This window comes from Spirochaetota bacterium, from assembly GCA_026415295.1.
In the GTDB taxonomy this organism is placed as follows: Bacteria; Spirochaetota; JAAYUW01; order JAAYUW01; family JAOAHJ01; genus JAOAHJ01.
This window is the reverse complement of the sequence record JAOAHJ010000003.1, coordinates 70,087-84,251: the sequence shown is the minus strand read 5'-3', so window position 1 is coordinate 84,251 and position 14,165 is coordinate 70,087. Positions and strand designations below refer to the sequence as shown.

Here is a 14,165-nt window from a genome sequence, read left to right as displayed (position 1 = left end):
TTTCATATCTTTTTATTTCATATAGCTTTACATGTTTTAGCCAAATCTAGAATACTTTATAATATTTTATTTTTGTTGACTTAATATTTATTTTTTTTATACTTTAGAAAAATAACCCTATATAAATGATAATAGGAGGAATTAAGATGTCAAATATGATAGAAATAAGATTTCATGGTAGAGGTGGCCAAGGAGCTAAATCTGCTGGAGATATTCTTGCTGCTGCTCTTTTTGAAAAAGGTAAAAATATCCAAGCTTTTCCAGAATATGGATCAGAAAGAAAAGGTGCCCCAGTAAAATCTTTTGTTAGAATTTCTGACTCTGAAATATTGATTCATTCTGGAATAACTACTCCTGATTATGTTGTTGTTCTTGATGATACTTTGTTAGATGCTGAAAAATTAGATGCTGGCCTTAAAAAAGGTGGTGCCATAATTATTAATTCTGCAAAGTCTCCTGAAAAGATAAAAAGTAAAATTAAAAACCCTGATATTAAATACTATGTTGTTGATGCAAATGATATTTCTATAAAATATTTTGGCAAAGCTTATCCAAATGCTCCTATGTTAGCTGCTTTTGCTTCAGCTACTAACATAATTAGCATTGATGAACTTATTAATGCCTTTAAAAACTATTTTGGTAAAAAATTATCTGATGAAATGCTTCAAAAAAATATTGAAGTAATGAAAGAAGCTGTAAAGGAGGTTAAAAATATATGAGTAAATCATGGAAAGATTTAATGATCGGAGCTCTTGTTGAAGGTGGAACTTCAAGAAAATATAGAGCAGGTGATTGGAGAGATCAAAGACCTATTTTTTACGAAACTGAATGTATACAATGTTTATTTTGTGTTGAGCAATGCCCTGATGAAGCTATACCTTTTTATAATGACAATGGAAAAATAAAAAGAAAAGATTATGACTATTTCTTTTGTAAAGGGTGCGGTCTTTGTCATTATGTTTGTCCAAAAAAAGACAAAGCTATAATTATGAAACCTGAAACTGAATTTTCTGAATAATCATTCTAAAATTTTTAATTTAATTAAAGTGATCATTAGGAGGAAAAAATGCCAAATAAATTATTATTAAGCGGGAACTCAGCCGTATCAGAAGCTATGAGACAAGTAGAACCAGATGTTGTTGCTGCATATCCTATTACCCCTCAAACTCCTATAGTACAAGAATTTTCACAAATGGTAGCTGATGGAAAAGTTAAAACAAGAACTATAGAAGTTGAGTCAGAACACTCTGCAATGTCTGCAACTATGGGAGCAGCTGCTGCTGGAGCTAGAGCTATGACAGCTACTTCAGCTAATGGTTTTGCTCTTATGATCGAATTAGTGTTCATTGCAGCAGGTTTAAGACTACCTATAGTAATGCCTGTTGTTAATAGATCTCTTGGTGGTCCTATAAACATACACTGTGATCATTCTGACTTTTTTGCTTCCAGAGATTTTGGATGGATCATGTTAATGTCAGAGAACAACCAGGAAGCATATGAAAATACTATAATGGCAGTTAAAATAGCTGAAAATCATAATGTTTTACTTCCTGTAATGGTTAATCTTGATGGGTTTGTTACTTCTCATTCAACTGAGCCTGTTTTAGTTTATGATGATTCTGTTATAAAAAATTTTGTTGGATCAAGAATACCAAAATATACTTTACTTGATTTTGAAAAGCCATTGACTTTTGGTTCTCTTTCACTTTTTGATTCATATTTTGAAATCAAAAGAACACAAATAGAAGCAATGAATAACTCTAAAAAGTATATTAAACAAGTTTTTGAAGAATTTTCTAAAATTTCTGGTAGAAAATATGATTTTATTGAAACTTATAAAGCTGATGATGCTGATATTATTATTATTGCTATGAACTCAACATGCGGAACTGCAAAAGTTGCTATTGATGAAATGAGAAAAATAGGTATTAAAGTTGGTTTATTAAAAATTAGAGTTTTTAGACCATTCCCAGAAAAAGAAGTAGCAGATATTTTAGGAAATGCAAAAATTATAGGTGTTCTTGATAGAGCAGCTTCTGTTGGAGCTTGCGGATCACCTCTTTATCTTGAAATTTTATCTTCATTATATAGAAATACCAACAATAAACCACTAGTTCAAAACTATATATATGGTCTTGGTGGTAGAGATATCAATCCTGATCATATAAAAGATACTATAAATGATTTAAATAATATGATGCAATCAGGAAACATTTCACTAGAACAAAAATATATTAACCTTATCGAATAAGGGGGAAATTAATTATGGCAAAAATACAAGATTTAATACAGAAAAGAAAAGTATTAACCGGTGGTCATAGATTATGTCCTGGATGTACTGCTCCTTTAATTGTCAAATATATATCTCAAGGAACCAATGATCCAATTGTTTTCACATGTGCTACAGGATGTTTAGAAGTATCTACAACAATTTATCCATTTTCAGCATGGCTTGCTCCTTTTATGCACAATGCTTTTGAAAATTCAGCAGCAACAATTTCAGGAATTGAATCAGCATATAGAATACTTGTTGAAAAAGGAAGAATTAAAGAACAAAATGTTAAATTTGTTGGGTTAGGTGGCGATGGTGGAACTTATGATATTGGAATACAAGCCTTATCTGGAGCTTTAGAAAGAGGTCATCAAATGCTTTATGTTTGCTACAATAATCAAGCTTACATGAATACAGGATATCAAAGATCTTCTGCAACCTTAAAAGGTGCTACTACAACAACTGCTCCTTCAGGTAAAATTTCATATGGTAAAAAAGAGTATCCTAAAAATTTAACATGGATAATATCTGCACATGGCATACCTTATGTAGCTCAAGGTTCACCACATGATTATAACGATCTTATAGCAAAAGCTGAAAAAGCTTTCTCTATAAAAGGACCTTCTTTTATTAATGTTATATCCTCATGTGTTCCTGGATGGGGTATACCATCAAATCTTACCCTTGAATCTACTAAACTTGCATTTGAAACATGTATATGGCCTATATATGAAGTAGAAAATGGTATCCTAACAAAAATTAAAAAACCAAAAGAGAAAAAACCAGTTATTGAGTTTCTAAAATTACAATCAAGATTTAGACACCTATTAAAAAATGAAAATTATAAGAATGTTATTGATGATATTCAAAAAAAGGTGGATGAAGATTGGGAAACATTACTTTCACTTGAAGGTAAAAAATTATTTTTCTAGAATAATTTTTTGTGTAAAAGCAGGAGATTTATATCTCCTGCTTTTTTTATTTAAATATTTATAAAATATATAATATTAAAATTATAAAAATTAATTAAAATTTGCTTAAAAGAATAGCATTAAGTATCATAAAAAAGATCGAAAATATTAATATCTTCAAAATATTCTTTTATAATATTCTTTAATTTTATTGGATTTAATAAAATTTTTTTATAAGGATGAAATGAAGAGGTGGTAATACCTTTTAATTCAGGTTTATATAAATAAAAAATATCAAAACCTCTTTTTTTTATTAAACTATAATAATTAAAACTAATGAAGTTTTTAGAAGGATCTTTTAATAATATATAAAAAAAGCTATTTGATTTATTAACTAATTTTTCCAAGCTTCTATCTGTAATAGCTTGTGGAACATACAAAAAAATTATCTTATCAATATAATTAATTATAAAGTCTTCATTTCCTATTATTGAAGATAAATTAGTTTTAACAAAGGACATATCTTTATTAAATAAAACAATAGAATTAGAAAAAATATTATAGTTAAAATTTTTATAAATACTCCTAATATTTTCTAAATTATTAACATTACTTATTTGATTATCAATTATTTTATTTTCTAAATGTATTAATACTTTTTCACAAAATATGTTTTCATTAAATTTTTCAATACTGCGTAGTTTATAATGTAAATTTTTGAGATGATTTATGAATTCATTTTCTGTATTAGCGTAAGCTGTAGATATTGAAAGAATATAACCATCCGATATAAGGGGTGAACATGTTGAAATTCTATCTAAAGCACCATCAATAAAGATATAATCTACATAATTTCTATAATTATTTGTAAGATATTTTAATTTTTCATTCGTAGAAGGTCCACATATTTTCACTTTTAACCTATTTTTAGCTTTACAAATATAAATATCTCCTAATATTGTTGTTTCATTTATACAATTTATTATTTCAAAATTGGTACTCAATTCCTTAATAAAAATCTTTGAAGAGGTAAAAATATTCCCTTTTGAAATATAAATATCTGGTTTGCTACTTTTAGTAACTTGATCTATTGATTCTCCATCAATACCTATTGATGTCAAAAAGTAATTTTTCCCTAAATTATCAATATTTCTGATTAAATAGTTTAGAAGAGTTGTTTTCCCAGAATTTTTAGATATACCAATTATAGAATAAATCTTGTTATTTTCTATTTTAAATTCCTTAATAAGATCAATCATAATTCTGTTTTTTTTTCAAATTACAAATACTTTCAATTAAATCAATATAATATTTATAATTTAAACTTTCTTCAATTGTCCAAATATCTGGTAATATCCCAATTCCTTCAGGATTATAAGGCAAATCATGATCAATAATCTTTGTTCCTATATAAAAAATAATTTTTGAATTCCTAAGATAAATTAATGCTGGATCAGCAAAATTCATAACACCCTTTGAGTTTGTTCCAATTAGAAAAACATTTTTAAATGTTTTAAGAACCTTTATAAATACCTCTGCTGCTGATGAGGTATTATAATTTTGAATTATAAATATATAATTATCATTTTCTTTATTTTCTAATCTATATTTTTTATTATCTATAATATCAAATGAAAATTGTTTTTCTTCAATTATTGAATATTTATTTAAATTATACTTATATGATTCTATATTATTAATTGATTTATAATAGTTCATTTTAAGTAAATAAAGTAGTTTATTTTCATATGAAAAACCTCTATAAAATAAATCAATGTTAGATGAGAAAAACTTATTTAACCACAATTGAATATATTTTAAACTTCCTCCATTATTATCTCTCAAATCTATAATAATAAATTTTTCTCTTTTTAATTTTTCTGCATCATTCACAAATCCTTTTAAATAATTATCATACATGCTATCAAATGATTTAACTCTGATATAATTAATATTTCTAATTCTTTTCCAATAATAAATTTTATCTTTATAGATTTTATTATCATCTTTTACCTCAGAAAAATCATTTAAATATAGTGGAAGCAGCTTAATTTCTTTTTTAATAATTTTGCCATTTAAATCTTTTAATAATATTTCAATTGTATGTTCTTTATTAAATTTTACTTGATCATAATTGATAAATTTTCCTATAAAAATATTTTCTTTTTTATCAAAACTAAAGTATAAATATTTAGAAGGAATATCATTGTCTATCAACTCAATCTTGAAATAAACACTATTCTCATATAAATAAAAAAAATTTTCATCTGAATTATATAATATATTTAGTTTATTATTATAAAAAAATATTCTTTTATTAAATAAACTGAATTTATTATCCAAAATAAAATGACCGTTATTTATATATTTTATCAAAACTCTTTTTAAAATCTCCAAAGCTATATTTTTATATATTAAACCATTTTTTATATTATTATCTTTTATATATTTTTCTAATTCATAAAGATACTCATTTTCAATAATATTAAGTTTCTTAATAAAATCAATGTTTATAAAACTTTCAGGATAAATAACCTTAAGAATTATAAATAATTTATTAATATCTTGAATTAAATCTTCTTTAGCAATAATATTATTTATAGAAGATAGTACAAAAGGATTGCCTTCAAAAATATATTGGTTTAAGTCAATTTTATGATAAACTTCTTCAAGATAATTTTTCAATAAATTAAAATTTTTTCCAATTTCATAATTTGACTTTATTATTGAGGAATCAAAAATACTTTTTTCTTTTTGTAAATTAAATTTCCTAATTAAAGTAAACTTATCTATATCAATAAATTCATATGAAATATCTTTATTACTATAATTGTAATTATTATTAATTATAGGAGAAGGAAAGGAAAGCCATAATAGAAAATTAAAGAAAAAAATTAAAATTTCTTTTTTTGTATTTCTTATGTAAAAATATTTCATCTTCAAACAACTAATCTTTTTAAAAATATAAAAATAAATTTCTTTAAATTTAAAATTAAAAAGTATTAAAAATATTTCTCAAAAATTTTAATGACTTCATATCCACCATTATAGATACCAATGGATTTATTTTTAATAATATTTTCGCAATATAATTTTAATAAACTTTTTCTTTCAATAAGTAGTTTAATAGCTTGTATTCCAAAATCATAAGTTTCACATTCAATAGTTCCATCACCTATTTCAGAAGAGTGAATAGCACCATAAGCTTCATGCCCTCCTACTCTCTGAATCAAAATTTTTGGCACAGGATAGAAAGCTAATTCGCTTGGTTTTGTAATTAGTATATCTGAAGATCTCATTAAAATATTTGTAAGATAAATTGCTGTAAAAATCTCATTATTAATAAAAATATGTACTCCTTTAACATCTTGTTTATATACATTTTCTGCAAAATTTATAGACTCATTGTTATCGTTATGCACTTCATAGTTTATATCAAATTTTTTTAATTCATTTGAAATTAAATTAAAAACATTTTTGTGATCCCCGCAATTTATAAATAAAGTAACTTTGTCTTTTTTTATATCATCAACTAAAGATAATATTAATTTTAAGTTATATTCTACTTGAGCTCCTGCTCCTCCAATTGAAAAAAGCAATCTCTTTCTTAAATTATTATTAATTCTTGTTATTCTTTGATCACAATCTTTTTCAATATTAAAAACAAGTTCATGATCTATATAATGACCTGTATAAATAATTTTATCTTCTGGAATAGGATTCAATATTTTGTTCTTTTTATCCATATTTTTTAGAATTGAATAACCATAAAGTGATGAAAATGTTTGAATAGTATGAATAGCTCCTTCGCTTAAGTGAAGTCCAAGAGGCCAGTTGTCAGGAATAGCATTTACAACTTTTTTAAACCCAGAATGAACTGCAGCTTGTGCAGGCCATGCATGAGTTCCGACAAATGGAATTTCTTTAGAAATCCCATTTAATATATCTATAAATAATTCTGTCATTTTAAGATCTTTAAAATTATATGACAATTTTTTAAAACCTTCAGCTGTTAATGGTTCCCAGAATAATTTATTAAATAATGGAATTTTTTGCGATAATCTTGAACCTAAAGAATAAAGATCATTTAATTTTTTTATTATAGATGTAGCTGGACTTCCTGGGAAATCTAAAAAATCAAACCATAATGGAGTATAACCTAAGTAAGATGCACATGAAGCAATTGCAATTGATATCCTATAATGCCCATACCCCATTCTGATATTACCAACAATTAAACCATTTATATTTTTAATTTTATCTATCTCATTAATTTCTTCTGATTTTTTAATCCTAAGAATTTTAAAATATCTATTTAAAAGATCAATATTTTCTACTTTATAATTATAATTCTTATTTGAATCAAATTTATATTTTTTTAAATATTTATTTTTCTGTTTAATAGCACTTTTAACAATATTTTTTTTAATTTCATTATTAAATATAAAATTTTCTTTCATAAACTTGCTCCTTAATTATTTTAATTAAATTTTCCTAATAATTAATTTATCTATATAGATAAATTCTAATATTTATTCATTTTATAAAAATTATAATTTTTAATTAATACTTGTCAATTTTATTTTTAATGTTTTAATTTTTATAAATAAAAAAAATTTATATTTTATGTTTAATTTTGAAATCGATAAATTAAATGAACTACTAAATTTTACTGAGAATTTTATATTTAATAAAGAACAAGCTGATATTGATAAGATACAAGAAAAACTTGTATTCTCTACAATTTTTGGAAAAGAATCCTTTTTCAATCTTGAAAAATTTTATAAAAAAGGTGATGAAGATAAAATTAAAATAGATTATCAATTACAAAAAGAAGGAAAAGAATTTTTCTTAAATAACAAGAATTTACTTGAAAAATTAAAAATAGAATTATCATCAGTTAAAAATATCAGATCAACCTACCTAAGCAATTTTAACTTACTAGATGAAACAGATCTTTATGATTTAAAAATATTTATACTTAAGTATAATAATATTTTTAATTTATTTAAAATTACAAATATTAATCTTGATTTATATAATATAGAATTAAATGAAATTCTTGAAATCTTTGATCCTTTTAATAAAGAAAATCCCACCTTTTATTTACACCAAGATATTGATTTAGAATATAAAAAATTAATAAATGATAAGGATATTCTTATTTCAGAACTAAAAAAGGAAGAAAAAAATTATTTAAGTAAATTAAATAAAAACTTTAATATTAATTTCATGTTTGATTGTCCAAAGATAATATTAAAAGAAGATAAAATATATAATCTAATAATCCAAAATCTTGATAATTTTATAGTACTTGAAGAAAATTATATTTATATTAAAGTAACCCCCAAAAAAAATGAAGCAATATTAAATATAGAGTATCAAATACAAGAAATTGATAAAAAAATTTATGAAAAAAAAATAGAAATATTAAACTATATATCTCAAAAAATTTTTCTTAGAAAAAATGATATTTTGAAAGCTTTTATAAATATTGGAATTTTAGATTCTTTCCTAACCAAAGTAACTTTCGCTATTCAAATCAATGGTATTATTCCTGAAATAGATTACAACTGTTTTAATATAGAAGAAGGGCGTAATTTATATCTCGAAGAAAGTCTTTTAGCAAAGAATTTAAAATATACACCACTAAGCATCAATCTATCAAAAGGGGTATCTATAATTACCGGATCAAATATGGGAGGAAAGACTTGTATATTAAAAACTATTGCCCAAATTGCATATCTTGTTCATGCTGGATTAATGGTTCCTGCAAAAAAAATTACAATACCTCTTTTTAATGGTATTTTTATATCAGGCCCAGAAAAAACACTTATTCAAGAAGGTCTTTCATCTTTTGGTTATGAAATTTTTACTCTTAAGAATATATGGAAAGAAAAAGATAACTTTTATCTTTTTTTATTTGATGAACCTGCTAAAGGTACTAATCCTCAGGAAGGAAAAGCTATTGCTAGAACCATCGCATATTTTTTATCTACATCAAATTCATTTTCTCTTATTTCAACTCACTATGAGGGTATTTCTAAAGATATTAATTGCAAGAAATTCAGAATTAAAGGTATTGATGAAGAAAAGGTCAGCAAACTTATATCCATTATTACAAATAAGGTCTTTCCTCAAGAAAAAATAATTGAGATGATTGACCACTCTATTGTTGAAATAAAAGATGAACTTGAGGTCCCTAAAAATGCTATAACTTTACTTTCATTATTTTCTTTCGATAAATCTTTTATAGAAAAATGTATTGAATTTTTAGATCAAAATTAAATTATAAACATTATCTTAAATTTATTATTGATTAACTATTTATTCTAAATAAAAAGTTATTATTGATATTAATATTGAATCTCTTTAATATTTTTAACTTTTTGAATGTCTTTTAACACAATTGATGCCAAATAAAGAGATCCTGTAAAATAAATATTATCTGGTAAGACTTTATTTGTTAAGCTATATAAGTTTATAATAGAATTAATAAAATTAACTTTATAAGGATTCATCTTATGTAAATTTTGATTTTCATCAACTATTATTTCCTCAGAGTCAATATTAAAATCCGATTTTATTTTTAAGTATTTTTGAGTATCATGTTTTATTTTTAAATATATGCTCTCATAATTTTCTATTCTACAATCTTTATACATATCTGGTTCAATAAAAAATATAGTATTTCCATGGAAAATTATCTCTTTCAAAATACCTTGATGATCTTTATCAGCCATCATTCCAACAACTAATAAATTATTATTTCCTTCTAAAATCCCTTTTTGAAATAAAATTTCTACTGTTTTTGAAAACTGCTTAGCTGAATCTCCATTGTGAGCGCCATCAACTATTAAATTCATTCTTTTCCCATTATAAAATACCTTAAATAAATTAAATCTTCCTGGATAAAATATCTTTTCAAAAAGTTCTAAATCTATTTTTATTCCAAGATTATAATACCTATTTAATATATCTACCGCTGAAAATACAACAGAAAAATTATTTAATTGAAATGTACCAATTAAAGAAGAGTTAAAACTATATTTATTAATTATTTTATCCTTATTTTTATTAATAACTTTAAATTTTTGCAAAATATATGGATAATCAGATATATAAAAATGATTTTTTATGTTTTTATTTAACTCGCTCGGACCATTTTCTAGTTTATTTTCATTGTTTTTAATAATAAAATCATCAATTTTTATTTGATAATAATCGGGTGAATAAATAAATTCTGAATTATTCCTTTTTGTCTCATTTTCTATTACTTTATAAATTTTTTTAATAAGTCTACCAGTAACTAAAGGTTTATCTTTTTTTACAATACCAACTTTTTGCATCGCTATTTTTTCAAGAGTATTGCCTAAAATTTCAGTATGATCTTTTGAAATAGATGTTATAATAGATAAGCTTGAATCTACTATGTTTGTTGAATCATACTTCCCACCAATACCAACTTCAACAACCCATATATCACATTTTTCATCATTAAAATAAAGAAAAGCAATAGATGTTAATATATCAAAAAAAGTAGGAATTAATTCTTTACTCTTTATAGTATCAACATATTTTTTAATTTCATTAGCATAAAATATAAACTTTTCTTGAGGAATCTCTTTATCATTAACCTTAATTCTTTCTGTTACTTCATAAATATGGGGTGAAGTATATAACCCAACTTTATAACCATTTTTTATAAATATTTTATTTAATATATATGAAACCGAACCCTTTCCCTTTGTCCCTGTAATGTGAACTATAAATTTACCTTTTTGTGGATTACCAAAATAATTTAAAATATTTTCTATTTTTTTTAACTTATAATTATCTTCTATTTTATCTTTGCTTCTATTTATTTCAAGATTAGTAAATGAGTAGATCCAGTCAAGAGTTTTATTATAATAAATATCATTCATTTTCACTCCTGAATGAACTTCAATAATTTTTTATACTTTTCATCCGCTATTATTTCAAGCTTCCTATCAGGAGGCAAACTAGTAAGAGATTCATTAAAATATTTTCCAAGTATTTTTAGAGAATTAGTTATCAAATTAATTCTTTCATTTTTATCATTCCAGTTACTTTCTAATAATTCATCAATTTTTTCATCATCACTTACTATTATAACCTCATTTGGATTTATGTAATCTTCGTTATAATCTTTATCAGTCATATCTTCTTGGTTCTTATCATTGAATAATTTTTTATCTTTTTCTTCTAAATTCTCCTTATTTTTAGGTTGAGAAGAAAGAGGTTTTCCCCCTTTTTCTTCTAAATCACTACTAACTTCAGGCTTATAAGGCATAGTATCTTCATAGTTTTTATTTCCTGATACTTGATCTCTATCATTGATATTTTGTACTTTTTCAAATTGTTTAGGATGTATAAATTGAGGTATATTTGGATAAACTGGCGGTGAATAGAATTGAGTATATTCCGGGATCTGATAATTATATTTATTTAAGTTATTATCTTTTACTTTTTCTTTTTGAATTTCATCCTTTGATGCTTCAAAAGTTTCAAATTCAATTTTGTCAACAATTTTTGTATGATCTTTTGAGGATTGCTGATTAATATAAGGTTCATTTTTAGTTTTGATGGATTCATAATATGGAGGGTAAGAAGGAGATATATATTGAGGTTGTGTTATTATAGGTTGACTACCTGGAAGACCTGCATTCCCAGAAACTTGAATATTTATAGGTGGAATATTTTTTATTGTATCATTTATTCCTTTTATACCTTTTTCTTTTTCATTATCAACTAAATTAGTTCCTTTTTTTATAGGTAACTCTTCAATTTCCTCACTAATATTCTCATGTTTGAGAGGCTCTCTATTTTTTAATATTTTTTTTGTAGGTTTAATTAAAGGTTCCTCTTCATAAGCTTCTTCGATTTTATACTTCTCTTCAAAGCTAGACGGAACTTCAAGTTTATCATATGTCTTATATTTATCTTTATCAAATATGTTTTCCTTACTATCTTTAATATCTTTAACATCTTTTTTAAGTTCATTAAGTTTATCTAAAACAGTTTTATCATATTGATCATCTGTTAATTTTTCTTTATCAAAACCCTGAAATCCATATAAGTAGAATGGTTCATTTTTATTATTTTCCAAATCTTCTTCTCTTTCTTTACTTTTACCTTTTTCTTCTTCTCTGATTAAATTTTCGTTTTCAATATCATCTTCAGACATTTTTTTTCTATTTAATACACCACCTAAATCAAATAAGTTTGCAGGTTCTGCTTCTTCTTTTATTTCTTCTTTATTTTCTTCTAATACTTCTGTCTCTTTTAAATCTAGGTTTTCAATTTCATCTATGAAAGTACCAATATTATCAAAATCAAAACTTTTTTCAATTTTTGTTATTTCATCAGATAAAATAGGTTCCTTTCCAAGTAAATTGTCTTTTTTACTAAACTCTTTTTTAAATTTATTTTGAATTTGAAGCAACTTTTCAAATTTATCTCTATTTAATTTTCTTATTAAATTTTCATATTCCTCTAAAGTATTATTAAAAATATTTAAATTAGAACCACTTCTTAAAGATTTTATATTCAATACTCTTGAGTACTCATCAATAGCTTCTTTTAACATATTATTGTTTTTATAGTAATCACCTAATATAAGATATGGATAAATATTATCTGGTTCTATTTGTTTGACTTTATTCAAAATTTTAAAACCTTGGTTATATGATTTTAGGTCAAAATATAATTGCCCCAATTTAATTAATGCATCAACATTATCTGGATCTATTTCAATTATTTTATTAAGATATAAGATAGCTTTATCGTAATCTTTCAATGAATAATAAATACTTGCAATGTTAAAAAGTATATTAATATCATCATTTTTGTATTTAAGAGATTCTAAAAAATATTTTAAACTATTATTATATTCTTTATTCTCATATAAAATAGTTCCTATTCCTTTTAAACTTTCAACATTATCAGATTGAATTTTTAAACTTTCATTAAAATATTTTAAAGCTTCTTGTTTGTTACCTGAAAGATAATATGTTTCGGCAATTTTAGAATATATTCTTGGATTATTTTTAAACCTTTTTATTCCTTGAAATAGATAACTTAATGATTCATCAAATTTATTCTCTCTATTTAATATATTAGCAAGATTAATATAATAAATAAAATTATCACTATTTTTAGCTATTAATTCTTTATATAATTCTTCAGCTTTACTAACATTATTTGTATAATCATAAAGGATAGCAAGATTATTTTTAACATTTAAATTATCTGGATCTTTTTCAAAAGCTTTTTTTAAATTTTTTAATGCTTTATCATATCTTTTCTTATGAATATCTATCATACCAAGATAATTATAAATCTCAGTAAAATTTTTATTAATTTTTAGAGCTTTTCTAAAATAGTATTCTGCCTTTTCATATTCTCCAATTTGGAAATACACTATAGCTAAATTATAATTTGTAAGAAAATAATTAGGATCTAATCTTATGCCTTTTAAGAAATAATTTATAGCTTCTTTAGGATTTTCAAGATTTTTATAAATTATTCCAATATCATTATATATTTTCTCATTTTCTGGAAAATATTTCAAATACTCAAGATAATAATTAAGAGCATCATTAAAATTATTATTTTTGAGATGAATTAATCCTATATAATATAAATACTCAGGTTTATTTGTTACTTCTTCATATTTATTAATAATATTTAATGCATCTTCGTATCTTCCTCCTAATATACATGACTCAATTAGCCCTTTTATGTAAATATCATTTTTATCATTTTTACTTATTAATTCGCTATAAGCTTCATAAGCTTTATTATACTCTTCAGTTTTAAGATATAAAATTGCTCTTAATTCTTCAAGTTCTAAATTCCAATAATTCTGGCTTTTTAATTTTTCAATTATGTGTAAAGCTTTAGAATAATCGGTTAATTTGATCAAATTTTTAATTTTTTGAATCTCTGTTTGAAGCATA

At 23.5% G+C, this 14,165-nt stretch carries 10 protein-coding genes; 5 read left to right on the top strand and 5 right to left on the bottom strand.

Annotated features, from left to right (window positions below; all coding sequences use genetic code 11):
• Positions 1–146 precede the first annotated feature (146 nt).
• Genes N3A58_00725 through N3A58_00710 form a run of 4 tightly spaced genes read left to right on the top strand, consistent with a single transcriptional unit; the run spans position 147 to position 3,204 of the window.
• Positions 147–719, top strand: coding sequence for a 2-oxoacid:acceptor oxidoreductase family protein (locus N3A58_00725; GenBank protein MCX8057922.1), 573 nt, complete (start codon positions 147–149; stop codon positions 717–719).
• Positions 716–1,018 (top strand): 4Fe-4S binding protein, encoded by a 303-nt coding sequence (locus tag N3A58_00720; GenBank protein ID MCX8057921.1) that lies wholly within the window; start codon positions 716–718, stop codon positions 1,016–1,018. Before N3A58_00725 ends, N3A58_00720 begins: the two co-directional genes overlap by 4 nt.
• A gap of 48 nt (positions 1,019–1,066) precedes the next feature.
• On the top strand, positions 1,067–2,251 hold the full coding sequence (gene porA, locus N3A58_00715) for a pyruvate ferredoxin oxidoreductase (GenBank protein MCX8057920.1): 1,185 nt from the start codon (positions 1,067–1,069) through the stop codon (positions 2,249–2,251).
• Positions 2,252–2,265: 14 nt separating this feature from the next.
• Entirely contained in the window at positions 2,266–3,204 is a 939-nt protein-coding gene (locus N3A58_00710) for a thiamine pyrophosphate-dependent enzyme (GenBank protein ID MCX8057919.1), read from the top strand.
• A 119-nt stretch (positions 3,205–3,323) separates the two neighbouring features.
• Here the strand turns inward: N3A58_00710 and N3A58_00705 are convergent, their stop codons facing one another.
• The 3 genes from N3A58_00705 to N3A58_00695 form a co-directional block, all read right to left on the bottom strand.
• A complete protein-coding gene (locus tag N3A58_00705; protein MCX8057918.1) occupies positions 3,324–4,442 on the bottom strand; it encodes a hypothetical protein in 1,119 nt (372 codons plus the stop codon).
• Positions 4,435–6,120, bottom strand: coding sequence for a S41 family peptidase (locus N3A58_00700; GenBank protein ID MCX8057917.1), 1,686 nt, complete (start codon positions 6,118–6,120; stop codon positions 4,435–4,437). Before N3A58_00700 ends, N3A58_00705 begins: the two co-directional genes overlap by 8 nt.
• 65 nt (positions 6,121–6,185) lie before the next feature.
• Complete coding sequence (locus tag N3A58_00695) at positions 6,186–7,643, bottom strand: hypothetical protein (protein ID MCX8057916.1); 1,458 nt, start codon at positions 7,641–7,643, stop codon at positions 6,186–6,188.
• A 166-nt stretch (positions 7,644–7,809) separates the two neighbouring features.
• Here N3A58_00695 and N3A58_00690 point away from each other — a divergent pair, with 166 nt between their 5' ends.
• Entirely contained in the window at positions 7,810–9,471 is a 1,662-nt protein-coding gene (locus tag N3A58_00690) for a hypothetical protein (protein ID MCX8057915.1), read from the top strand.
• Between the two features lie 68 nt (positions 9,472–9,539).
• On the opposite strand, the gene N3A58_00685 is transcribed toward N3A58_00690, so the two are convergent.
• Entirely contained in the window at positions 9,540–11,108 is a 1,569-nt protein-coding gene (locus tag N3A58_00685; protein ID MCX8057914.1) for a Mur ligase family protein, read from the bottom strand.
• A gap of 2 nt (positions 11,109–11,110) precedes the next feature.
• Positions 11,111–14,164 (bottom strand): tetratricopeptide repeat protein, encoded by a 3,054-nt coding sequence (locus tag N3A58_00680; protein ID MCX8057913.1) that lies wholly within the window; start codon positions 14,162–14,164, stop codon positions 11,111–11,113.
• Between the last annotated feature and the right edge of the window lies 1 nt (position 14,165).